Below are 23,123 nucleotides of genomic sequence, written 5' to 3'. Positions count from 1 at the left end.
AAACCTATTGCTCGCGGAATGCACGATCAAAACTGGTGGTAATCGGGGAGAAAAGATAGGCCAGGATCGTTCTGGACCCGGTCACGATCTCAAGTTGGGCGGGCATACCGGGTGATAAAATCATCCCTTCATGCTCGGCCAAACTCTCTGCATCGATCTCAACCATGGCTTGAAAATACGATCTTCCTTCCAAATCGGTAAGGCGATCCGGGGAGACGTCGGTGACAATTCCCTTGACCGGTGCAAACCAGCGCTGGCTGAACGCCGTTACCCGGATATTGACCGGAAGCCCGGCCGAAACAACGTCGACATCGTTCGGCGATACCCGCGCCTCGATCACCAAGCGGTCATCAAGCGGCACGATCTCAAGCACCTGTGCACCCGGCGGAATGACGCCACCAACGGTCGTGAACTGCATGTTGGTCACAGTCCCGTTGCGCGGTGCTTTGATGTCGGAACGTACCAAGACGTCCTCGGCTGAGCGCAGCCGTTCGTTCAGATCGGAAATCTCGCTTTGGATGTCGCGAAGCTCGGTATTGATCGATTGCAAATGATCTCGCATCAGCTGCGACTGGCTGGCTTTAACCTGCTGGATTTGCTGCTCAATCCGCGCGATGTCTGCTGAAAAACGCCCGATATTGCCAAGCGTCTCGACAAGTCTGCTTTCAAGCTGCAACAACCGGGTCCGACGGGCATAGCCCAGATCAACCATCGGTTTGACCATCGCGAGCTCTTCCTTGACGATGCCGACTTGCTGTTCGGCTGCAATTTTCTGCTCGCGCGTCCCAACAATCTCGCGGCGCAGCTCCTTGATCCGCTCGTCATAAAGCTGCACTTCACCGGTAAAGGCACTTCTGCGGCTTTCAAACAGCGTGCGCTGCAAGTCCGTGATCGAGAAATATCTTGGATCTTCAAGCGGTGCGGGGAATATCAGATTGTCTTGTTGACCGCGCTCGGCCAGAAGCCGGGTTTGGGTGGCAATCGCATTCAGGTAACGGTTATTGAGCAAATCAAAACTTGCGCGCGACCGTGTATCATCAAGGCGGACCAACACGTCGCCCGCCTTCACCCGCGTGCCATTGCGCACCAGAATGTCGCGAATGATCCCGCCTTCAAGATGCTGAACACTTTGCCGCCCGGAAAATGGCGCAACCACGCCGCTGGCCGTCGCCGCCGAATTGACCTCGGCCGTGCCCGCCCACAGCAATACAGACCCAAAACCCAAAAACAGGATCAAAAGCCCGATCCGCACCAATGGCTTAACATCGGTACTAAGCTCGCGCGCGGTTGGAAGCTGCACACCACCAGACATCAGGCACCACCCTGTCGACGCTCAGCCGATCCTTCGACCACGCGAAGCTGCGGGCGACCACGGCGCGGTTTTTCCGCCCGCATGGGGGCTTCTTCTGGGGCGCGACGCGGTCCGCGTTTTGCGGCACGTTCGGCCGCTGCACGTTCAGCATCCTCACGCACCTTGCGCATACGTTGGGCTGCTTCTTCGCGGGCCTTGGCGATTGCCTCGGTGTCACTCATTTTGCGTTTTGGAGAGGCTGGCTTACGTGCTGGTGCCGCTGCCCGTTCAGGCTGCGCTTTTGGTGCAGGTGCAGCGGCACGACGTTTCGCCACAAGATCCGCCGCACTTGCCGGGCGGGCTTCACGCGACGGACGTGCAGGTGGCGCCTTGCGCGGTTCGTCCTTGGCGGTTTCCTGCTTTTTCGTCACCGGGCGCATGGTCATCATGGTGCCACCCGGCGTTACGGTCGGCTTCATTTCGGTCTTGTCTTCTTTCGCGATGCCTGCGGCCTGTTTGGCGGCCTGCGCACGGCCTGATCCGGCTTCGCTGACCGAACCGAAATCTTCGATCTCTGGCATTTCTTCGATTTCTGGTTCGACGGCAGCGGCAGGATGCGGTGTGGTCGCGCTGTTCTTTTCAATGATCGGACGCGGCGCATCCGGATTGGGAACAGCAATTTGTTTTGGCGTGATCCGCATCTGCCCATCTGACGGTGCACCGGCCTCAGTCACCGCTGCGGGTGCGGCGGGTGCCAATGGATCAGGCATGTCAGAGCTTCTGCGCATTGGCGGCAGGCCCTTGGCAATGTCTTCGGTCTGGGTCGCCGGCTTGCCCGGTTGCGGTTTTGATTTCACCGGTACGACCTGAATTTGACCATCCGCAAGGGCCAGGATCGCGTCCGCATGGGCCAGAATTGCCCGTTCGTGGCTGACGATAAAGGTCGTAATGCCATTGCGCCGCAGAATATCAATCAGATCGCTGATATGACGCACCCCCATGTCATCAAGGGCCGTGGTCGGCTCATCCAGCAGCAACAAGCGCGGGCGCGAAAACAGGGCCGCAGCCAAGGCAATCAATTGGCGCTGACCACCCGAAAGGTTACGCCCGCCGCGATCAACGCGCGTGTCATACCCATCAGGAAGATCAAGAATGAACTGATGCGCCCCGGCAAGCTCGGCGGCCTGAATGATGTCGCGCATCTCGGCATTGCCAAGGCGCGCGATATTTTCGGCAATCGTTCCGGGGAACAGGAACGGGTTTTGCGCCAGATAACCGATCTGCGCGCCAAGTTCCTGACGATCCACACGCGATGCTTCGACGTCATCAAGTTTGACTGACCCGGAGCCCGGTAACCAGATTCCCATGATCAATTTCAAAAGGGCGGTTTTACCCACACCGTTGAAACCGGCAATCGAGATGATCTGACCCGGCCCAGCCTTGAACGAGAACCCCTTGAACAGAACATTGCGGCTGTTGGGCGGGGCAAAAACCAAGCGATCAACCGTCACCGCCATCCCGCGTCCACGCGGCATCGGGGCCGGTACGGTCGAGCGTTTTTCAAGCAGGATCTTATTGAGGCGCTCAAACGAGCTGCGCGCTGAATTCCAGCTGCGCCACGCATTCACCGCACCATCAAACGGGGCCAAACCACGCATACCAAGGATCATGGATGCGACCATGATACCAATCGTGATGCTTTCAGAGAGAACCAGATATGCACCAACACCGATAAAGCACACCTGCATTGCAAGGCGCACGAAATGCGAAAGCGTGGTGGATGTCCCAACTCGGCGGCTGGCCTGTCCTTCCCAATAAAGCAAATCTGATTGATCGGCCTGCCAACGCTGACGCGCAGCGGGCGTCATGCCCATGGCTTCCATCGCCTCGGCATTGCGGACATAGGTTTCTTCCTGCGCAATGCCACGGTTCTGGCTTTCTTCGGACCGGTCGACGGAAATCTTTGCAGCCGCCTCATTGGCAATCGCAATGATGATCAAAAGAACCGCCCCGCCACAGGCCACAAGGCCCAGCCGGGTATCAAAGATAAACACCACGCCGATATAGACCGGCGCCCACATGAAATCGATCAGGGCGAAGGGGCCACTGCCGGTCAAAAAACCGCGCAACCCATACAAGTCGCGCAATGGGCGCTGACGCATCTGGCTGCCGCGTGCCGATTGCTGCACGACATGGGCAAACAGCTCGCCACCCAAACGCAGATCAAGGGCGGTTCCGACCCGGATCAAAACCCTGGATCGGAGCTGCTCCATCGAGGCAATGAAAATCAGGACAAGGCCGATACCAAGCGTCAGAAGTGCCAGCGTATCGACCGAACGACTTGAAAGAACGCGGTCAAATACCTGCATGGAATAGATCGGGATCACCATGTTGAGCATGTTGATCACCATCGAGAACCCGCCGACAAGCGCGATCGACCGCCAGAACAATCGTTCAAGCGGGGTACGATCCCCCTCGCGTCCCGCATCCGTTTTGCGGTCTGGCCGGATTCGATCCAACAGGCCCATGCGTTCCTTCCGCTACAACCACCCATTCATATGGGTGGAACCCCAATATTTCCCGCCGTTGGCCGCCCATCTATCACGCATGACAAGCGTCCCGCGCAGCAAAGCTGTGACGGGCATCCAGAGCCTTCTCTACTTAGGTTGCATCGTTTTGCCGAGGACATTCTTCTGGCCAGCAAGGAAAGGATTGAAGAGCGTAGCGGCACTACGGTCAAAATCCTTGACGCTGCGGGGCAGAAGAATGTCCCGGCCCAAAGGGTTCGTGTTTGGCGATGTTTCGCATCGTTACACCGCTTGCGCGATGCGCCGCATCGCCCTGCTCGCTGTGTCTTGCCAAACAGTTCGCCAAACGCGAACAAAATCTATGCAACCTAAGTAGAGAAGGCTCTCAGGCATATTCCCACTATTCTAGTGGAATATATAAGGATGTGTTAAAATTTCGCCGCAAATCCCTTTATTTCATTGCGTTATCGTCGAACTGTAACGGGTGAATCTGTCGAAATTCCGACCTATACCTCCATCGGCGTAAATCACCCCATCGCTGTCATGGATCAATGCGCGCAAGTGATTGCTGCGACTATGGTTTTAATAAAAGACGGGCACAGGATTTGCGCAAGCACCCCTGACACCCCCATCTGTAAACAAGACCCACACATAAAAACCCGATCACGACAGAAACGGCTTAACCGATGTCCGATCAAAACCAGCAACTTCCTGATTTTATTGCCCGCTTTCTGGCCCTTGAGCCGGGCGGCGTGTCTCATGCCGGGGCATTGATGGCCTGTATGATCGGGGTGCTGGCGGCCTGTGCCTGGATGCTGGGCGGGTTTTCAATGATGATATCGGCCGGTATTGCCGTTGCCCTGATGCTGGTCTTAACGCCCATGATCTCGCCCGATATTCTGATGAAAATCCTGCGCGCCCGGCCCCTGCCCGCGCCCGATTATCCCGTCATTCACGAAATGCTGCAGCTTCTGGCAGATCGTGCGGGTCTTGCCCATCTGCCAAAGCTTTTCATCCTGCCGGGCAAAGGCGTTAACGCGATCACGACCGGGACAGATGATCACACAACGATTGCTGTTTCAGGCGATGCGCTTCATGGCCTATCACCCCGCCAGATGCGTGCGATCCTTGCCCATGAAATTGCCCATGCCTGGCATGGCGATACGCGCATCCTTTTGATTACCGATGTGCTTTATCGCGCGACCTGGACTGTCGCCCTATTTGGCTTGATCGTCTTCATCTTTGGCAATTTCAATCCGCCCGGATGGATGATCGTCCTGTTTGGGGCCGTGCCGACAATCAGCTTCCTGCTGCAACGTGCGGTGATCCGCGACCGCGAATTTGCCGCCGATCACGGGGCCAGCGATCTTTTGAACGGTCCCGAAGACATGATTGATGCGCTGCTGCATATCGATCAGATCAACCGCATCCGGCTTGGCATCATCCCCTATCGCAGCACGCAGCCACCCAGCCTGCTTGATACCCATCCATCGGTCGGGGCGCGCATCAAGGCATTGCGCGCACTCAAGCCCGGCACATGGCAAAAATTCTTTGAAAACCGGCGGATGCCCGGCCAATAATCACCCATGCCCATTGTACATGACCGCACTGAAAATGACCTTGGACCCTGCCCGATTTGCGGCCGTCCGATGCTGGCCGGCCCCACGGTGGATCGTCATCACTGGCGACCAAAATCACAGGGCGGGACAGAGACCGAGTGGCTGCATCGGGTCTGTCATCGCATGATCCACCGCCTGTTTGATGAAGCCACGATTGCGCGCGACTTTGATCACCCTGACAAGCTTAAATCCCACCCGGACATCGCCAAATTCATCAAATGGGTGCGCAAAAAGCCCGCCGATTATATCGACTACCCCGAAAGTGCCGGGCGATATGGCCGCAATCGCGGCAGACGACACTAATTCCCGCGTCAAACACGGCACCTTTCCTCTTCAAAGCGCAAAAGAAATGCCAATTTAATCATTTACCTGCCAGACTGGGCCGGATACATGACCCGCCTGCCGGGTCGCACATGACAATGCCCGCAGCCGATTAACCGTCCTTACAGGGAAAACCGATGCCAAGCTTTGACATGCTCAACGAACTGATCCCGGTCTTTGTCACGCTGTTTGTGATTATTGATCCGCTGGGTCTGGTCCCGGTTTTCATCGTTCTGACACAGGGTACAAGTGCGGCGCACCGTCGCCGCATGGCCATTCGCGCCTGTTTGACCAGCTTCTTTATTCTCGCGGCCTTTGCCCTGATTGGTGAAGGGTTGCTTGGGATTTTCGGCATTCATATGCCAGCCTTTCGCATTGCCGGTGGCACCCTTCTTTTCCTGATCGCGCTTGAGATGCTGTTTGAAAAACGCAGCCAAAAACGTAACCAGCGCGCCGAACAGGTTCATCAGGAACTTGAAGAAGACCACGAAGCGGAAAAGGCGCAAAAGGCCCAGGCAGCAGCACCCACGACAAAATCCGCCAACGGCCACACCATCCCCGATGAAGAAGCCGACGATATTTCAATCTTCCCGATGTCGATCCCGTTCCTGTCGGGTCCTGGTGCGATTGCATCGGTCATGCTGTTGATGGGCAAATTCGAAGACAATATCGCCATGCAGGCCAGCGTCATTGGCGTTGTTGCTGTGGTGATGGCCATCGCATTTGTCTTTTTCCTCGCATCAAACGTCGTTGCCAAACGCCTGAGCCCGACGGTTGCCACCGTGGTATCTCGCCTGCTCGGCATGATCCTGGCTGCCCTTGCCGTCCAGTTCATCATCGATGGCGTGAAGCAGGCGTTTTTCTGAGCCACTTAACGATTGCAAAACCCAAAAAAGAAGGGAGGGCAATTTGCCCTCCCTTTTGCGTTCAACACACCTGAACGTCTTCATTGATGACACTTTGATCAGTCCCAGCGCTTCGCCGCACGCAGGATGGCGTCGGTGCCGATCTGGTAATGGTCATAAAGGGCGATGCTATCGCCGCACTGACCAAAACCATTCACACCAAGCGGTGCGACCGCGTGACCACGGACCGACCCAAGCCATGCAAGTGCAGCGGGATGGCCATCAATCACCGTGACAAGACGGGCATCAGATGCCAGCGGCTTGAGTAGGTTTTCAACATGGGCCATGTCGCCCTTTGCCTTGCCTTCAAGACGGGCACGTTCCAGATCCTGCCATTCGTTGTACAACCGATCGGTCGAAGTAACCGCGAGCAGGCCCAAGCCCGGATGATCTTCGGAAAGCTTTTCCCACGCAGCAATCGCTTCGGGCGCCATGGCACCGCAATAGGCAATCGCCATCTTGCAATCCTTGCCGGGCTCGCGCAGCCAGTAACCGCCCGAGACGATCTCGCCCTTGGTGATATCGGAAAGCTCACGTTCGGGCTGTGCCAGCGGCTTGGTCGACAGACGCAGGTAAATCGATCCGCCATCCAGGGCCTGCATATGATCAAACGACCAGCCCATGATGGTGGCAAGCTCATCGCCAAAACTTGGCTCAAAGCTGGTCAGGCCCGGCTGGCCCATACCGATCATCGGCGTTGAGATCGACTGATGCGCGCCACCTTCCGGCGCCAGCGTGATACCGCTTGGTGTTGCGACAACCATGAAACGCGCATCCTGATAGCAGGCATAGTTCAGCGCATCCAAACCGCGCGCAATGAACGGATCATAAAGCGTTCCGATCGGGAACAGACGCTGCCCGAACAGGCTGTGCGACAGGCCAAGGGCGGCGAGGTTCAGGAACAGGTTGTTTTCGGCAATGCCAAGCTCAACATGCTGACCGCTTGGTGATCTGATCCATTTCTGGGCCGAGGGCACCTTGCGTTCACGGAACTCATCGGCCAGTTCTTCGCGGCCAAACAGTCCGCGCTGGTTCACAAAGCCGCCAAGGTTGGTTGACACCGTCACGTCCGGCGATGTGGTGACGATACGATCGGAAAGATCGCTGTCCTTCATTTTCGCCAGTTCGTTCAGGATCTTGCCAAATACTTCCTGGGTGCTCGATGTATCGACACGGGCATAGGGCATGTCCGGAATGGTGATGACTTCGGCCATCTTGTGGCGCGGGGCACGGTCATTGAACGGTGCGTTTTTGATGTAATCACGCACACGTTCGGCGCTGACATCAAGGCCCGCCGCCATGTCCCATTCCTGACCATCGGCGATCTTGTTTTGCAGTTTGAAGGCATCCATCTGCGGGACGTTCATCAAACCGGCATGGTTATCCTTATGCCCCTGAAGCGGGGTGGCATAGCCTTTGACCGTATAGGCGATGAAGATTGTCGGCTTGTCATTGGGGACCGCATCAAATGCGTTCAGAACCGCTTCCATGCAATGACCGCCCAGATTGGTCATCAGGTCATGGAGTTCATCATCGCCATAATCGCCCAGCAAGCTTACCAGCGCATTGTCGCCCGGCATATCCGAAATGATCTGTTTGCGCCATGCGGCACCGCCCTGGAAGGTCAGTGCTGAATAGATATCGTTTGGCGCATCATTCAGCCATTTCTTCAATGACTTGCCACCCGGCTTGGCAAAGGCATCATGCAGCTTGCGGCCATATTTGATGGTAATCACGTTCCAGCCAACCGCACGGAAGAAACGACCAATCACGCGGAACAGATGCGCATCGATCATGCCATCAAGGCTTTGACGGTTATAATCGATCACCCACCAGACATTACGAATGTCATGCTTCCAGGTATCAAGAAGTGCTTCGTAAATGTTGCCTTCATCAAGTTCCGCATCACCGACAAGGGCAACCATGCGACCGGGCGTTTCACCCTTGGGCAGCATATCCTTGTAACGCAGGTAATCTTGCGTCAGGGCGGCAAAGTTCGTGACCGCCGCACCAAGGCCAACCGAACCGGTGGAAAAATCAACCTGATCACCATCCTTTGTGCGCGACGGATAGGATTGCGCACCGCCGAACGAGCGGAAGTTTTCGAGCTTTTCCTTGGTCTGGCGACCAAACAGATAATTGATCGCATGGAAAACCGGGCTTGCATGCGGCTTGACCGCAACGCGGTCCTGCGGGCGCAAAACATTGAAATAAAGTGCTGTCATCAACGTTGTCATCGACGCACAGCTGGCCTGATGACCGCCGACCTTGATGCCATCGCGTTTCGGGCGCAGATGGTTGGCGTTATGGATTGTCCAGCTCGATAGCCAGCGCACTTTCTTTTCGATCTGACCGAGCATCTCAAGATCTTCGGCCTTCACATTTCCAGTGCTGGTTGCTTCGATAATTTCACCGATTTCCGGGGCGGCATCCTGTGCTGACATTTCCTGTTCGCCTTCTATATACGCCTGATGTTTTGGGTCTTGTTCGGGCTGAATAATCACGCCCGTCATATTCTGGTATTGGAATACCGATTTTTAAGCTCACGCTACGGAAATCAAGGGTTGAGACCATCATTTCACACAAAATTCGTCGAATTTACCTGAACTGTGGAATCGGCTGCGACAATCCCGGTCAAACCTTCGAATTTCCCGTCTGAAACATTATTTCGTGGCGGCTTTCTGCCCTTCTTGAAGCAACAATTCGCCCTTCGCACTTAAAAACCGGCCTTTGGAAGTTCAATATGCGTCACCGCGATCCAAGCCATGCTGATCGATAAAACGCAGCTTCAAGCCCAAGATTTCGATGAGAAGTCGGGCCTGACGCGCCAGCGGGGTACGGCACCTGCAATCAATGACATGCACATTTGTCGATTGCAAATTCTGGCGCTGTGGGGATGCACGTCAGGCCCAAGGGCCGACCCGATTTCGGATCAGCCCTCTTCTTCCTCCCCTGAGGTCGGTATTGGTTTGGATTTTGGCCTGACTTATTCCGCAGCAATCGCCATCTGATCGCCATCAAGCGCGTTCGACAGGTCAGCAAGGATATCATCGATGCTTTCAAGACCGGCCGACAGACGGATCAGACCATCGGTGATCTGATATTCTGCGCGCTCTTCGGCGGTGTAGGTCGAATGGGTCATGGATGCCGGATGCTGGATCAGGGTTTCGGCATCGCCCAGGCTGACAGCACGGGTGATCATCGAAAGACCGTTCATCAATTTGCGGCCTTCTTCGATCCCACCTTTAAGTTCAAACGCGATCATGCCGCCAAAACGATCCATCTGCTTTTTCGCCAGTTCATGTTGCTCAAAGCTTTCCAGACCCGGATAGAAGACCTTTTCGACTTTCGGGTGTTTGGCGAGGAATTCGGCAATCTTTTCGGCATTGTCGCAATGACGTTCCATGCGAAGCTCAAGCGTCTTGAGACCCCGCATTACAAGATTGGCGTCCTGTGCCGACAGAACCGCACCGGTCATATCCTTAAGACCAACCAGACGCACCTGGGTCATGTCTTCGGCCGAGCCAATCACCGCACCCGCCATCAGATCGCCATGACCGCCCAGATATTTGGTCGCGGAATGCACAACGATGTCAGCACCCAGTTCGATCGGCCGCTGCAGATAGGGCGTGCAATAAGTGTTATCGACAACGACCTTGGCACCATGTTTGTGGGCAATTTCGGAAATCGCTTCGATATCGACCAGACGCATGTTCGGGTTGGCCGGGGTTTCAAAATAGACAATCTTGGTCTTGTCCGAGATCGCCTTTTCCAGTTCCGCCGGATCGGTCAGATCAACATGGGTGTGTTTGATGCCAAACTTTTCCAGACCATGACGGAAATAGGCAAATGTGCAGCCATAAAGGGTACGATCAACAATGATCTCGTCACCCGGCGCAATGAAGGTCCAGAAGACCGACGTAATCGCCCCCATCCCCGATGCGGTCGCAAGCGCTGCTTCGCCGCCTTCAAGAACAGCCAGACGCTTTTCGAGCAGATCAAGGGTCGGGTTGGCAATACGTGAATAGATGAAGCCCTGCTCATCACCGGCAAAGAAGCGACCGCCCTGCTCGGCTGTTTCGAACGCAAAGGTCGAAGACATGTAAACCGGCGGGTTCAGCGCACCATTATGGCTCTGCGGATCATAACCATGATGAATTGCGTGGGTGGAAAAACCGGTTTTGGCGGTGTCATGTGCGGACATGGGAAGGCTCCTGATAATGCGTTTATTCTGCCGCTATCACCGCAAAGCCCGTGCCAGAATTGAAAATCGCCGGTTTTCAAGGGCTTGACGATAGGTCGCACAATCAGTGTGTAAATTAATATTTACACACAAAGAATTTCCAACGGACTTAACCGCAATTTCACTGGATTTCAGAACCTTACATCCGTACAATTTTCGTTACAGTGTAAATTATTCGGTACGGTTATGCGGTTTGAGATCAGGGGTGAAAACAGGCTCGGCATCACGCGCGATGTGGTGAATGTCCTGACCGATCAGGGCCTGGACATCCGCGCGTTTGAGGTCACCACCCATCACATCTATGCCGATATCCCGGCCATCCGCCCGGAACGCTTTCCGCTTCTGGCAACCGCGCTTAAGAAAATTCCGGGTATTTCCGACATTACCGAGATCGACCGTCTTCCGACCGAACGCAGGCGCGCGCAGCTTCATGCAACGCTCGCCGCCCTTGGCGACCCGGTGATTGCCGTTGATGCCAACGGCCTGATCGCCCAGGCCAATCCAGCCGCACAGGCCATCGCGGGCACCCCGGAAAAATCCCTGCGCGACATCGATATAACCAATATATTGAACGAACCATCCATTAAAGATTTACGCCAAAGCAAATTTCGCCTACCCGAACATGAGGTCACTTTGGGCGGTCAAACCTATTTGTTGCAGGTCGAACCGATTGGCCATGTCGATGATGGATCGGACGCGGGGGATGATGAACCCTGGGGCGGGGTAATGGTGTTTCACCGTGCGGCCCGCCTGGGCCGTGTCATCACCGCCCTTCAGGACCGCAGCCATACCGGCTTTGACGACATCATTGGCGATAGCCGTGCAATGACCCGGGTGAAGTCACAGGCGCAGCGATTGGCCGGCATTGACGCGCCGATGCTGATCCTTGGTGAAACCGGCACGGGCAAGGAGCTGTTTGCGCGCGCCTGCCACCGGGCGAGCACCCGTTCTGATCAACCGTTCTTGGCGCTTAACTGTGCCGCCATGCCTGAAGGTCTGGCCGAAAGCGAGCTGTTTGGCTATGCCGCTGGCGCCTTTACCAGCGCGCGTCGTGGCGGCAAGCCGGGGCTTTTGGAACTGGCCGATGGCGGCACGCTGTTTCTTGATGAAATCGGTGAATTGACGCCGTATCTGCAGGCAAAGCTTCTGCGCGTACTTCAGGACGGCCGGTTCCGCCGCGTTGGCGGCACCGATGAAATCGCCGTTGATGTCCGCATCATCAGTGCGACCAACCGTGACCTTGAAGCCATGTCCCATGACGGCACATTTCGCGAGGATCTGTATTTCCGCCTCAACGTTCTTGGCATCACCCTACCGCCGCTGCGTGAGCGGATCGAAGACATCCTTGATCTAGCGAAATTCTTTATCGATCGCACCGCCCAACAAACCGAACGCGCAACGCCCTATTTGGCCATTGACGGGCTTGATTGGCTGCGCGCGCATGATTGGCCAGGCAATGTGCGTGAGCTTGAAAACACCCTGTTTCGCGCGGTTGCCCTTTTGGATGGCGATGTCTTGGGCGCGCGCGACCTGACCAATGCCGCCACCGGCACGACCTCTGCACCAGACACATCCAGCATCGATACTGCGCACGATACCACAAGCCCACCAAACACCACCGCTGCCCAGACCGACCTGATCACCGAGGCATTGTCGCAGGAAGATTTCGGTGCCGGATTGGACCTTCTGGAACGTGAAATGCTGGTGCGGCTTTATCCGGATTATCCAAGCTCGCGCAAACTGGCCGAACGGCTTGGCGTGTCGCACACATCAATTGCCAATAAGCTTCGCAAATACGGTATAGGCACTTAGACCAACCTTCTCGATCCTGCCGTCAGGCACCCTGATATTTCAAATGGATCAAAGGATAAGCCCGCCCCTGCCCGTCAAGATCAGAACGCCCGGTGCGCACGAACCCCATCGCCTCGTAAAAACCAACGGCTTTCGGGTTTTGCGCGTTTACATCCGTCGTCATGCCTGGATGTAGATCCAATCCATGCTGCACAAGCACCCTGCCGATACCCGCACCATGACGGGCAGGATCGACAAAAAGCGCTTCCATATGGCCATCATCGATCAGCATGAAGCCAAGCGCGACATTATCCTGATCCACCGCCAACCAAAGCGGCGCATCGGGTAAAAAGCCACACACCAAATCATCAATCGCCAGACGGTCTTCGGGCGTCAGGAAATCATGGGTGGCATCGACAGCCTTGCGCCAGATATCGATCACGCGGTCGCTGTCTTCGGGTCTGGAAGCTCTGATTTCGATCATGGCGCACATTATTTCGGCCTTGAACGACACACAAGCAAACCATTGTGACAGTTACAATTTTCGGGGCCATCGGCGCGCGGGACGGCAATTGGTCACACCACTTCTTGCCAGCTTGGTTGCAGTGCGGCATGATCCTTCCAACTTAACAAGAGGATCAAACTCCTCACACACAGGGAGAAGACAAGATGCTGACAGGAAAACGCGCACTCGTGACCGGCTCCACCAGCGGGATCGGCCTTGCCATGGCGCGCGCCCTTGCCGGGGCTGGTGCGGACGTGATGCTCAATGGCTTTGGCGATGCCGATGCGATTGAAGCGACCCGCAAATCAATCGAAACCGATTATGGCGTGACGGCACATTATAACGGTGCCGACCTGTCCAAACCTGACGAGATCGAAGCAATGATGAAGGATGCTGCGGCCAAATTTGGCGGCGTCGATATCCTGATCAACAATGCCGGCATTCAATATACCGCCAATGTCGAAGATTTCCCGGTCGAGAAATGGGACGCGGTGATCGCGATTAACTTAAGCTCCGTCTTCCACACCACCCGTTTGGCCGTGCCCTATATGCGCGAGAAAAACTGGGGCCGCATCATCAATACCGCCTCTGCCCACGGCCTTGTCGCATCGGTCCAGAAGGCAGCCTATGTTGCCGCCAAGCACGGCGTGATCGGGCTTACCAAGGTCACCGCCCTTGAAACCGCTGAAACCGGCATCACTGCAAACGCGATCTGCCCGGGTTGGGTCCGCACCGAAATGGTCGAACGCCAGATCGAAGCGCGCGCCAAGGAAAACAATATCTCGATCGAAGAATCCGCAACCCGTCTGGTTTCTGACAAACATCCGTCCAAACAGTTCGTCAGCCCCGAACAAATCGGCCAAACCGCCCTGTTCCTGTGTTCTGACGCAGCATCGCAGATGACCGGAACCCACATGTCGGTTGATGGCGGCTGGACGGCGCAATAACCGCCCGTCAGACACGCACAAAGCACATTCAAAAGCCCCTCGGCATATCTGCCTGAGGGGCTTTTTCTTTGTTGTTTGCTCGTATCGATCTGATCAGTCTTTGGGCGTGCAGGTCATGCCGTTGCGTTCGGCATTGGCGATGCAGTCCGAACGCTTTGAATAGCCTTGCGTTGCCGCCCCAACAATATTCCCGTTACTGGCCGTACGCCGCCAGCGCCAGCCGTCCTTGCCCTCATAAATCTCCCAACGATCCCCGCGGGCATCAACACATTGCGCCATCATTCACCTCTTCTGCTGCGTCGTGTTTCCATGTCATGGATGACGCGCAAAGTCGGTTTATGTGACGTGAAGATCGATCACCCCAAATACCGCCCAAGATGCTCGACCAGCATGCGGATCTTGGGGCTGAGATGGCGGTTGGTCAGGTAGATCGCCCAGATGCCTTCGTCGGATGGCCGGTACTTGGTCAGGACCGGGATCAGATCACCACTGGCTATGCCGATGCGATTGAAACCGCCCTCAAAGCGATCGAAACCGTCGATGGCGCCACCGCACATTATAACGGTTCCGACCTGCCCAAATCTGATGAGATCGATGCAATGATGAAGGATGCCGCAGCCAAATTTGGCGGCATCGACATCCTGATCAACAATGCGGGCATTCAATATACCGCCATTGTCGATGATTTCCCGGTCGAGAAATGGGGCGCGGTGATCGCGATCAACCTAAGCTCCGTCTTCCACACCACCCGTTTGGCCGTGCCCGCACCGAACTGGTCGAACGCCAGATCGAAGCGCGAACAAAGGAAAGCAACATTTCTATTGAGCAATCCGCAATCCACCTGACCTCCGCCCTGTCCAAACAGTTCGCTTTCCCCGAACAGATCGGCCAAACCGCCCTGTTCCTCTGCTCTGACGCAGCATCGCAGATGACGGGCACGCATAGTTAGGTTGATGGTGGTCGTGCGGCGCAATAAAGAACCTCGCCTCCGCACCAATACGCGCAGCCCTCCGGAGCCCCCTCTTTCAAGAACAACACGCCACTTAGCAACATATGTAGAAGTCGAGATTGCCCCACTCGACTTCATTTCCACTATGCACACAATTTAACGCATGCTAGGAAACTGATACACGTGTTCCAAATGTTCGGCTTCGGAAAATGGTCAGCAAAACTCAAATATTCTTGGGTAAAATTGCCTTAAGGCTGCTTCCGAGTCTGTATCTGAGAAGCCAGCTTAAAAAATCAAACACAACAAGTAGTCAGAATTTTTTCCTGACTTTTGATTGCGATACAGATCGCGACGCTGAAGCAGCCATCAACATTCAATCGCGTCTGAACAAGGTGGGCATGCGCGCAGGCTACGCAATCCCTGGTGAATTACTCAGAAATCACTGGGATGAGTACCAGCAGCTCCTCTCAATGGGCGGATACTTTATAAATCACGGGTACCGTAAACATGCCGAAGTCGACCTTTCATCTGGTCGGGTTTATTCTACTTTTACATACCGCGATGTAGATGACGCAGTGTGGCAGCAAGACATTCTTGACGGTCACCATACAATCCTTCAGCTAACCGGAAAATCGCCAAGCATATTTAGAACCCCACACTTCGGTGAATTCAATTCACCTGCTCAATTGCAGAAGCTCTACATTTTTTTGGCGAAACTTGAGTACAAAGCGTCTTCTTCCACCACGCCCATCTTTGGCTTCTTGAATGGCCCCATTTACAAAGAAAAGAATGGCATTACTGAACTCCCATTAAGCGGATCACTCAGAAAGCCAACGCAGCTGATTGACAGCTGGGGATTTATTGCAGCACCGGACGCACTCGGACGCGAGCAACTTGTTGCCGAGCTGGGAGACTATCTTTCCAAGTTCGCCTCCGGCAAAAAGCCAATGACAAACATTTATTTTGACCCTGCTGATATCGCACAAGATGAAGAGTTGCTCGACTTGCTTACCAACTTTGCGCCTTACAGCCATCCAGGATACGACAAGTATCTTGATGCCAAAATGAGCTAACTGCAAAAGATGACAGATACACCGCGCATACTAGTAATAGGCTACTGTTATCCCCCAACCGCCAGCCCGGAAGCTTTCGTCAGCGCCAAATTGATGAGAAACATTCCAGACTGCAAGATTGACGTCCTAACCCTTGAAGACGGCCTAGTCAGCGATTTTTTCGATGACGAGATGGGCGAATACGCCGCCGACATAAACGGTGAAGTCATCAAGGTCTCGCCGTCGCCATTAACTAAGTACTTATGCAGAGTTCCGCGCCTGCCACTTCGCCCAGACCGCTGGCTTCTAGCAAACTCCAGCGTACATCAACGCGCCAAACAATTGATGCCCCGCAAATACGACCTCTTAATCACTCGCTCTCAATATCACTCTGCGCATTTAGTTGGCCTCAGACTCAAGAAATCAAACCCAGCACTACCTTGGATCGCATGCTTCTCCGACCCATGGTCAGAGTCCGATCACCAACCGTTTATTCCCTTCATTTCGCACCTTAGCCAGAAACATGAAGAAAAAGTCATGGAGCTAGCTGATCGTCTTATTTTTCCGACAACCGGCCTGCTCGAACATATGACCAAAGGGCACAATGCAGCGGTAAAAAAGTCATACGTTGTACCGCACTGCATTGACTACAATCTCTACCCTCGCGAAGCCCACCCCGCCACTTCGCTTAAGGATGAATCACAATATGTTTGGCGTATTTTCGGGTCTTTCTACGGAAATCGACAACCCGACGTGCTGTTTGAAGCACTAAGTAAAATATCCATACCATCAAACAAAAATCTATCAGTTGAAGTGTTTGGGTCACACCACGAAAAATATGACAACTTCGACGCATTCAACCAAGAACACACAGACAGAAAAATTCGTTATGCCGGCCAAATATCGCATAAAAAAGCTCTATCACTAATGCAGGTTTCCGACCTTCTTATTGTGATTGATAGCACCAATATGAAGGAGAGTTTCTATTTGCCATCAAAAATCATCGATTATTTTGGAAGTGGCGCACATGTTTTATCGATTTGCCGCGAAGGCACAGTATCTGCAATCACTCGAGAAAGAGGTCACCTAGTAGCAAGCATTGACAGCGTAACAGCAATTTGCGTCGAAATGGAAAAGGCTTTATCAATGCGACACCCACGCTGCAGACAACAATGCATTAGCTCTGATTTTTCCGCATCAACCGTAGGACAAACATTCAGAAAAATAATAACAGACGCCATCAAGAGATAAGAAAATGAAAAAAAATAATCAAAATATAACGGAAATATCATCAGTTATATTTTCGACAATAATACTTAGCTTTTGTGTAATTCATGTAAACTCATCCACACTATACATCAATCCATTTCTCCAAATCACTATAGTACTCCTATCAATTCTCTCCCTGCATTTAATCGACAAAAAAAAAGAAAAAATAGAAAAAATATCTTCAATAAATATTATTGCTTTCATTGTAGTTTTATCATCAATAACAATATCTAGTACTATATCAAATGAAACACATAAAAGCATAACCCGATTTGTGCTAATATTTGGCGTCTCCTTTTTTGCTTTCTATATTTTCAGATCATCCAGAAATCCTCAGAAATTACTGCAAGGACTATCAATCAGCGTAATCCTGATAACTATAGTTTCAACTTTATACAACATAGTCATGGCTTTATATGACTTTAACCTCATAAACAAAACGGGATACTTAACTGTAACAATGAACTTTGCAGGAATTGAACTGCACCAAAATATAGCGTATCGCGCTTTTAGATTAAACCAAACAAACTATTACATTCAACGCTTTGGCGGTATTTTCCCCAACCCGAATGGGATGGGAATCATGTCGGCAATGACATTTTTTCTAGCATACACTTCAACGGAAAACAAAAAAATACGGATGACAATTCAGGCTATAAGCTTAATCGGACTAATTATGTCTATTTCCCGAATGGGATTTCTTTTATTTTCCACCGCCCTAATATATTATCACTTGCATCACAATCGCATAAGACAAATCATTATTTCAGTAATGATCATCGTCTTGATGTTATTTTTATTTGGAACAGCAACCTCCACGCCCGCAACTATAGCTACCCCCCTCAAGCTTACGCCAATTTCACAGCAAGAACTACTTCAACTCAGCGAACGCGCCCAAATGATATCGATGGCTTGGCAAGGCTTTCTAGAGCATTGGTTCGTCGGAGTAGGTTACGGCGTAGGAGCCGAATACCTTTTCAAGGAAAGTGCAGATGTACAAGCCGTACACTCTGTTCACTTGAACGCAATGCTCGAAACCGGAATTATTGGCACTTTGGCCTTGTTCCTGATTTGGCTTACTCCAGTTTTTGCAACTCCCACGAGCAACAAGCGAATAGAAGGGAGGATTGATCACCGTCATGTTATAGCGGCATTATTGTTCGGACTTTTCTTTGCAGAGGCGTTTGATTTGAGTGTTACACGCTTCCACTACATTCATATCATTTTTGTCTTCTTTATTGGCTGCTGGTTTGCCTTGGGACATGTCTTGAAAGACAAAACGTGACACTATGTTAAAATTACTCGAACGGCGTAACATCCCCAAAAACATTTGGAATCAGGCGAGCGACGATATAGATGCAGCCTGGGCTTGGCATAGGTGGGAGTTACTCGAGGCTCGACAAACATGGGATAACACGACGGATCTTAGCTTCGCAATTGTGTCCTCAGAACAACAGTTACGTATTCATGCCCTTGTCCCACTCGTCCTCGTGAACTCAAATAAATACTCGATTTTTTTCGGGCCATATATGGAAAGCACTGGCGGCCCAGCCATCTGTTCAGGCGTGCCTCGTCGGACACAGCACACAATTCAAACGTTAGTCTCTCAAGAGCTAAAAAATTTAGCACGAAAGAACGGCGCGAGGCGGGTAGATATATCATGCCCTCCACTGGCTCCTAGATTCCTATACACGAACCAACCCACTCCAAACCCACTGTGTCACTTCGGCTCAACCGATGCATCGACCCAATCTTGGGTCCTTAGAATTTCCGACCGAAGTGAACAAGAGCTTTGGATGACTATCGAGCACCGTTGCCGAAAGCAGATCAACAAAGCTATTCGCAATGATCTGCGGGCGGAGATAGTTACCCCGGACAAGAAGTTACTTGACGTATACTACAACCTTCATCTGCAAACCTGTCGCCGAAATGGGATTAAACCTCACCCAAATCAATATTTCAGAACCATACAGTCAACCGTCGCGCCCGCTGGCCTGAGCAAGAGCTGTGTGGTTATGCTTGATAATGAGGTTCTCGCTATCCACAATTTTTTAATCTACAAAAATTGTGCACTTTATTGGACGACCGCAGGCAGCAAAAAGGCCTTACAGCTCTGCGCCAATGATCTTGGAATATGGCATGCAATAAAAGAATTGAAACAAATCGGCATCAGCTATCTTGATTGCGGAGAGGCATTTCCTGGCATTCCGCATGGCAAGCTAAAAGGTCTCAACGATTTCAAAAAATCGTTTGGCGGAGAACTGCATCCGTACTTCAGAGGTCAAACTGTCTATCGACCGATAACCGAGTCAATTATGAGCATAGCTAGACATCTTTTAAGTAGAGGAGCAACACATTGACTTCTCACGAACAAATCCATTTTGATGGTCGTGCGGAAACCTACGAAACGGAGATTGGGCAGGAGTACCCACAAGCTCTTAAATGGTGGCTGCTAAGGAAGTACTCCAGTGAAGGAGAGCAAGTTGTCGACGTTGGCGGAGCAAGCGGTCGACATGCTATTGAACTCGCATGTGTAAACCGCGATGTCACCTGTATTGATTTAAGTTTCGGAATGCTCAAGAAGATGAGCGTTCGTGATAGCTTTGACGCGCTTGAAAACTTTCAAAAACCAAAACCCATCGTCGCGAAGGCTCAGTCTATTCCGTTAGCAAGCCAATCAGTAGATTTAGCTTATTGCTATGCAACCTTGCTCCTCATGCACGATCAGGATAAAGCAATTTCAGAGCTTGTACGGATCGTTCGCCCAGGTGGACACGTAATCGTCGATATTGCACGTCCTTGGAATTTTGGATGGCTATACTGGCGGCGGCACTACAGGAAACTCGGTTTTCCTGGAATTTTCCCGCTTTCCAATAAAGCAACCGGAAAGCTTTTTAGCTGCTTGGGTTGCTATCCCGTGGAAACAATAGCGACGGGTTTTCTAACACAGTTGTTGTACCTGCCCTATGTGGAACAAAAAACCAGTTTGCGGCATTGGATCCACCGCAATGGTGAAGGGCCAGACTTGGACGGCAAAGTGACGGCAAAAGTGCCACTATTGGCTAACCGCGAATATATCGTACTTCGTAAGGAAAAGCGCATTTGATAGGAAAGGCGATCAGAAGCGCAACACACTTCTTCAGAAGTGATCTTGGCATCCGTTTCATTGCCGAGGGAGCAGTACGTTCCAGCGCTTTTGTTTTGACGCCGTTGCTGTCGTGGTCTTTGGGAGCCCATGTCTTTGGTGGTTACCTGCAGATCATGAGTCTTTCTTTTGCATTTGTTCCACTTGTTTCTGCGGGCTTAGGCTTCACGGTTATCAGACAACTCGCGGGCCATCGAAACAGCACTCAGGGACCACATTTACTTGCAATTGCGTTGGGAATAATTAGTGCTCTTTGTGTGGCGCTAGCAGCAGCCCTCGCACTCCTGTCAGACACAATCATGAGCTATTTTGCTCTGAGCATGTTTGAACACAGAAACTGGCTTGCATTAACAATCCCTGCACTTGCTTGGATATTTGCAACAGAAGCATTAGTCGGGGAATATCTGCGCGCACTCATAAAGGCTCGCGCATCCCTTTATGTCCAGATTGCCGGCTTCGGCTTGCACATGACAGGCCTGGTCGGAATTCTCCTATTTGGTGAGTTATCACTCGAAACAGCACTACTGTCCATTGCTGCAGCAAAACTGATCATCATTGGACTTGTTCTTGGTCCAGCCTTCTTGCGCACACATCGCAAGTTTAAAGGAAGATCGACCATACCACCGTTTCGAACGGCCGTAGCCGGTCTACCATTCATGTTGGCCGGCCTTGCTGAATGGGCGGCGAACTTGGGTGACCGGCTCATCGTCGGACGTTTCTTGGGATCAGAGGCCGTTGCCCACTACGGAGCAGGTATCATGATGCTGTCTGTTATCGCTGCCTTGGGAGCTCCGGTTTGGTGGATGCTCTTTCCGACAGTTGCTAAAAGCGTGAAAGGTCGCGACATCGAGGGGTGCAGAAATGCTGTCAAACACTACACAATGCTGTTCCTAGAACTGGCACTTCCTGTAATGGCGTTGGCGGTGCTTATCGCCAACCCTGCTATATCGCTGTTGTTGAATAGTTCTGTGGAACAAATGACACCTGTCATTCTCATTGCCGGGTCTGCAATTGTGGTTTCCCAAGTAACCACCGGCTGGGAGTACTATCTGGTCACGATTTCTTCAGGCAAACGACTGATGATAGCCACCATAATTTGCTCATCGGTCGGGTTTGCCGTTGCTTGGCATTTTGCACCAGCATCGGGGCTCGCCGGAATAGCTGCGGGCATGCTAACAGGAAAGTTGTGCCTCGCAATATTTTACGCGATCAGTGCAAATCGCAACGGGTTTGGAGGCACTGTGTGGCGCTCCTCAAAGCTTATCTTGTTATGCACCCTGAATACGATCGCCTTATTGCTAACCTATCTTGCAGTACGTTCACTTCCCCCTAGCACGACAGTCATCACTGAGATCGCCATACCAGCCTTAATTTTTTCTGCACTCTATTGCAGCGGTCGTTACCTGATTACTACGACTGAGCGTCGCTTAGATACTCAAGCAAACAACGTGAAATCTTGACTGCCGAGTTACCGCGCCCCTGAATGTTTCTCCATTTCTCGACGGCAGCGAGATTAATGCTATTGGCAATGAAACTCTCAAAATCATCTGCAAGCGAAATCCCGTGTGCGCCAGCAAGTTTACCTAACCCCAAATCAATGATTTCAGGTCGTTCAGTAACATCACGCATAACAACGATTGGCACACCGCAATAAGGAGCTTCTTCTTGCATGCCACCTAAGTCACTTACGACAATGCGCGCCATTGGAAGAATGGTAGCCATTTCGTCGTAAGGAAGAGGCGCTACGAAACGAAGGTTCACCGGTATTTCTTGGAAATGACGCTCTACGATCTCCCGAACCATTGGATTAGGATGCAAAGGCCAAACGAAATCCAGCTCTGGATGATTGCCGATGGTAAGCTTGAGGTTCTCACAAAATGCATCAAGCGCTCCCTGCAAAGCCTCACGGCGGTGCATTGTTATCAAGGCAAACGGTCGACCTGCCTGAAAGTCGTAGCCATCTTGATTCTTTGAAATCTGGCACGAGTTTTCCTGAGTAGCGACCAAACTATCGATCCCGGGATTGCCGACGATACTGATACGGCTTTCAGGAATACCCTCGCGCATCAGGTTACTTTTTGCGATTTCGGTCGGAGCAAAATGAAGGGAAGCGACCCGCGCAATCATTTGCCTTAGCCCCTCTTCCGGCCAGGGATTATTGATGTCGTGACTTCTAAGACCTGCTTCGACATGCGCGACCGGAATATTGTTCAAGAAACCCGCCATCGTGCCGCCAAAAGCCGAAATTGTGTCGCCCTGTACAACAACGACATCAGGTTTTCTGGCTTTGAACTCCCTATCCAGCGCAGAAATGATACGTCGTTGAATTTCTGCAGCAGGTTGCGCATGTGTCATCAAGTCAAAATCAACATCAACTTTCAAATGTAGACTGTGAATAGCTTGGTCCATCAGGCTTCGATGCTGCCCCGTCGAATAAACTCGAACCGCACTCTCACCTGCAGTAGCTCTCAGTGACCGAATAACAGGCGCCAGCTTGATAAACTCCGGCCTTGTTCCCGCAACAACAGCAATCCGTTTCGTCGAGCTATCAGTCACGC

The 23,123-nt window shown here is 52.4% G+C and carries 20 protein-coding genes; 13 read left to right on the top strand and 7 right to left on the bottom strand.

What is annotated here, in order from left to right:
* Nucleotides 1-4: 4 nt before the first annotated feature.
* Nucleotides 5-1,312 carry an HlyD family type I secretion periplasmic adaptor subunit gene (locus ACMZ66_RS15675; protein ID WP_416938472.1) on the bottom strand — a complete coding sequence of 436 codons (1,308 nt, stop codon included), beginning with the start codon at nucleotides 1,310-1,312 and terminating at the stop codon, nucleotides 5-7.
* A complete protein-coding gene (locus ACMZ66_RS15670) occupies nucleotides 1,312-3,819 on the bottom strand; it encodes a type I secretion system permease/ATPase (RefSeq protein WP_416938470.1) in 2,508 nt (835 codons plus the stop codon). Before ACMZ66_RS15670 ends, ACMZ66_RS15675 begins: the two co-directional genes overlap by 1 nt.
* A 686-nt stretch (nucleotides 3,820-4,505) precedes the next feature.
* Between ACMZ66_RS15670 and ACMZ66_RS15665 the strand changes: the two genes are divergently transcribed.
* From ACMZ66_RS15665 to ACMZ66_RS15655, 3 genes are all read left to right on the top strand, one after another.
* Complete coding sequence (locus tag ACMZ66_RS15665) at nucleotides 4,506-5,399, top strand: M48 family metalloprotease (RefSeq protein ID WP_416938469.1); 894 nt, start codon at nucleotides 4,506-4,508, stop codon at nucleotides 5,397-5,399.
* Between the two features lie 6 nt (nucleotides 5,400-5,405).
* Entirely contained in the window at nucleotides 5,406-5,741 is a 336-nt protein-coding gene (locus ACMZ66_RS15660) for an HNH endonuclease (protein WP_416938467.1), read from the top strand.
* Between the two features lie 155 nt (nucleotides 5,742-5,896).
* Entirely contained in the window at nucleotides 5,897-6,625 is a 729-nt protein-coding gene (locus ACMZ66_RS15655) for a MarC family protein (RefSeq protein WP_416938465.1), read from the top strand.
* A 98-nt stretch (nucleotides 6,626-6,723) separates the two neighbouring features.
* Here the strand turns inward: ACMZ66_RS15655 and ACMZ66_RS15650 are convergent, their stop codons facing one another.
* Complete coding sequence (locus tag ACMZ66_RS15650; RefSeq protein ID WP_416938463.1) at nucleotides 6,724-9,108, bottom strand: transketolase; 2,385 nt, start codon at nucleotides 9,106-9,108, stop codon at nucleotides 6,724-6,726.
* Between the two features lie 321 nt (nucleotides 9,109-9,429).
* Between ACMZ66_RS15650 and ACMZ66_RS15645 the strand changes: the two genes are divergently transcribed.
* The gene (locus tag ACMZ66_RS15645) at nucleotides 9,430-9,675 is read left to right on the top strand and encodes a hypothetical protein (protein WP_416938461.1); all 246 of its coding nucleotides are present in this window, start codon (nucleotides 9,430-9,432) and stop codon (nucleotides 9,673-9,675) included.
* Here the strand turns inward: ACMZ66_RS15645 and ACMZ66_RS15640 are convergent.
* The gene (locus ACMZ66_RS15640) at nucleotides 9,651-10,868 is read right to left on the bottom strand and encodes a methionine gamma-lyase (RefSeq protein ID WP_416938459.1); all 1,218 of its coding nucleotides are present in this window, start codon (nucleotides 10,866-10,868) and stop codon (nucleotides 9,651-9,653) included. The two genes, ACMZ66_RS15645 and ACMZ66_RS15640, sit on opposite strands and share 25 nt — an antisense overlap.
* A 225-nt stretch (nucleotides 10,869-11,093) precedes the next feature.
* Between ACMZ66_RS15640 and ACMZ66_RS15635 the strand changes: the two genes are divergently transcribed.
* Nucleotides 11,094-12,719, top strand: coding sequence for a sigma-54-dependent transcriptional regulator (locus tag ACMZ66_RS15635; RefSeq protein WP_416938457.1), 1,626 nt, complete (start codon nucleotides 11,094-11,096; stop codon nucleotides 12,717-12,719).
* 22 nt (nucleotides 12,720-12,741) lie between these two features.
* On the opposite strand, the gene ACMZ66_RS15630 is transcribed toward ACMZ66_RS15635, so the two are convergent.
* A complete protein-coding gene (locus ACMZ66_RS15630) occupies nucleotides 12,742-13,182 on the bottom strand; it encodes an acetyltransferase (RefSeq protein WP_416938456.1) in 441 nt (146 codons plus the stop codon).
* A gap of 185 nt (nucleotides 13,183-13,367) precedes the next feature.
* Between ACMZ66_RS15630 and ACMZ66_RS15625 the strand changes: the two genes are divergently transcribed.
* Nucleotides 13,368-14,150: a 3-hydroxybutyrate dehydrogenase gene (locus ACMZ66_RS15625; protein ID WP_416938454.1), complete on the top strand. Its 783-nt coding sequence runs from the start codon at nucleotides 13,368-13,370 to the stop codon at nucleotides 14,148-14,150.
* A gap of 93 nt (nucleotides 14,151-14,243) precedes the next feature.
* Here ACMZ66_RS15625 and ACMZ66_RS15620 read toward each other — a convergent pair whose 3' ends face one another.
* Complete coding sequence (locus ACMZ66_RS15620) at nucleotides 14,244-14,432, bottom strand: YegP family protein (RefSeq protein WP_416938453.1); 189 nt, start codon at nucleotides 14,430-14,432, stop codon at nucleotides 14,244-14,246.
* Between the two features lie 95 nt (nucleotides 14,433-14,527).
* Between ACMZ66_RS15620 and ACMZ66_RS15615 the strand changes: the two genes are divergently transcribed.
* From ACMZ66_RS15615 to ACMZ66_RS15585, 7 genes are all read left to right on the top strand, one after another.
* The gene (locus tag ACMZ66_RS15615; protein WP_416938451.1) at nucleotides 14,528-14,995 is read left to right on the top strand and encodes an SDR family NAD(P)-dependent oxidoreductase; all 468 of its coding nucleotides are present in this window, start codon (nucleotides 14,528-14,530) and stop codon (nucleotides 14,993-14,995) included.
* A 313-nt stretch (nucleotides 14,996-15,308) separates the two neighbouring features.
* Nucleotides 15,309-16,172 (top strand): polysaccharide deacetylase family protein, encoded by an 864-nt coding sequence (locus tag ACMZ66_RS15610; RefSeq protein ID WP_416938450.1) that lies wholly within the window; start codon nucleotides 15,309-15,311, stop codon nucleotides 16,170-16,172.
* A gap of 9 nt (nucleotides 16,173-16,181) precedes the next feature.
* Nucleotides 16,182-17,402 (top strand): hypothetical protein, encoded by a 1,221-nt coding sequence (locus tag ACMZ66_RS15605; RefSeq protein ID WP_416938449.1) that lies wholly within the window; start codon nucleotides 16,182-16,184, stop codon nucleotides 17,400-17,402.
* 4 nt (nucleotides 17,403-17,406) lie between these two features.
* Nucleotides 17,407-18,705, top strand: a complete 1,299-nt coding sequence (locus ACMZ66_RS15600) for an O-antigen ligase family protein (RefSeq protein ID WP_416938447.1) — start codon at nucleotides 17,407-17,409, stop codon at nucleotides 18,703-18,705.
* A gap of 511 nt (nucleotides 18,706-19,216) precedes the next feature.
* A complete protein-coding gene (locus tag ACMZ66_RS15595) occupies nucleotides 19,217-19,780 on the top strand; it encodes a GNAT family N-acetyltransferase (RefSeq protein ID WP_416938445.1) in 564 nt (187 codons plus the stop codon).
* Entirely contained in the window at nucleotides 19,777-20,526 is a 750-nt protein-coding gene (locus tag ACMZ66_RS15590; RefSeq protein WP_416938443.1) for a class I SAM-dependent methyltransferase, read from the top strand. Before ACMZ66_RS15595 ends, ACMZ66_RS15590 begins: the two co-directional genes overlap by 4 nt.
* Nucleotides 20,523-22,025, top strand: coding sequence for a lipopolysaccharide biosynthesis protein (locus ACMZ66_RS15585; protein ID WP_416938442.1), 1,503 nt, complete (start codon nucleotides 20,523-20,525; stop codon nucleotides 22,023-22,025). Before ACMZ66_RS15590 ends, ACMZ66_RS15585 begins: the two co-directional genes overlap by 4 nt.
* Here the strand turns inward: ACMZ66_RS15585 and wecB are convergent.
* Nucleotides 21,976-23,121 (bottom strand): non-hydrolyzing UDP-N-acetylglucosamine 2-epimerase, encoded by a 1,146-nt coding sequence (wecB, locus tag ACMZ66_RS15580; RefSeq protein WP_416938440.1) that lies wholly within the window; start codon nucleotides 23,119-23,121, stop codon nucleotides 21,976-21,978. The two genes, ACMZ66_RS15585 and wecB, sit on opposite strands and share 50 nt — an antisense overlap.
* Nucleotides 23,122-23,123 lie beyond the last annotated feature (2 nt).

Source organism: Thalassospira sp. (assembly GCF_048059015.1).
Classification (GTDB): Bacteria; Pseudomonadota; Alphaproteobacteria; order Rhodospirillales; family Thalassospiraceae; genus Thalassospira.
Note: the sequence above shows the minus strand (reverse complement) of the source record. Positions and strands in the feature narration are given on the sequence as shown.

Bases quoted from the DNA above. Each gene is read 5' to 3' on its own strand.
- ACMZ66_RS15645 (WP_416938461.1), top strand. From the start codon at position 9,430: ATGCTGATCGATAAAACGCAGCTTCAAGCCCAAGATTTCGATGAGAAG.
- ACMZ66_RS15635 (WP_416938457.1), top strand. From the start codon at position 11,094: ATGCGGTTTGAGATCAGGGGTGAAAACAGGCTCGGCATCACGCGCGAT.
- ACMZ66_RS15625 (WP_416938454.1), top strand. From the start codon at position 13,368: ATGCTGACAGGAAAACGCGCACTCGTGACCGGCTCCACCAGCGGGATC.
- ACMZ66_RS15650 (WP_416938463.1), bottom strand. From the start codon at position 9,108: ATGTCAGCACAGGATGCCGCCCCGGAAATCGGTGAAATTATCGAAGCA.
- ACMZ66_RS15660 (WP_416938467.1), top strand. From the start codon at position 5,406: ATGCCCATTGTACATGACCGCACTGAAAATGACCTTGGACCCTGCCCG.
- ACMZ66_RS15675 (WP_416938472.1), bottom strand. From the start codon at position 1,312: ATGTCTGGTGGTGTGCAGCTTCCAACCGCGCGCGAGCTTAGTACCGAT.
- ACMZ66_RS15605 (WP_416938449.1), top strand. From the start codon at position 16,182: ATGACAGATACACCGCGCATACTAGTAATAGGCTACTGTTATCCCCCA.
- ACMZ66_RS15670 (WP_416938470.1), bottom strand. From the start codon at position 3,819: ATGGGCCTGTTGGATCGAATCCGGCCAGACCGCAAAACGGATGCGGGA.
- ACMZ66_RS15595 (WP_416938445.1), top strand. From the start codon at position 19,217: ATGACTATCGAGCACCGTTGCCGAAAGCAGATCAACAAAGCTATTCGC.
- ACMZ66_RS15610 (WP_416938450.1), top strand. From the start codon at position 15,309: ATGGTCAGCAAAACTCAAATATTCTTGGGTAAAATTGCCTTAAGGCTG.
- ACMZ66_RS15620 (WP_416938453.1), bottom strand. From the start codon at position 14,432: ATGATGGCGCAATGTGTTGATGCCCGCGGGGATCGTTGGGAGATTTAT.
- ACMZ66_RS15600 (WP_416938447.1), top strand. From the start codon at position 17,407: ATGAAAAAAAATAATCAAAATATAACGGAAATATCATCAGTTATATTT.
- ACMZ66_RS15655 (WP_416938465.1), top strand. From the start codon at position 5,897: ATGCCAAGCTTTGACATGCTCAACGAACTGATCCCGGTCTTTGTCACG.
- ACMZ66_RS15640 (WP_416938459.1), bottom strand. From the start codon at position 10,868: ATGTCCGCACATGACACCGCCAAAACCGGTTTTTCCACCCACGCAATT.
- ACMZ66_RS15665 (WP_416938469.1), top strand. From the start codon at position 4,506: ATGTCCGATCAAAACCAGCAACTTCCTGATTTTATTGCCCGCTTTCTG.
- ACMZ66_RS15615 (WP_416938451.1), top strand. From the start codon at position 14,528: ATGCTCGACCAGCATGCGGATCTTGGGGCTGAGATGGCGGTTGGTCAG.
- ACMZ66_RS15630 (WP_416938456.1), bottom strand. From the start codon at position 13,182: ATGATCGAAATCAGAGCTTCCAGACCCGAAGACAGCGACCGCGTGATC.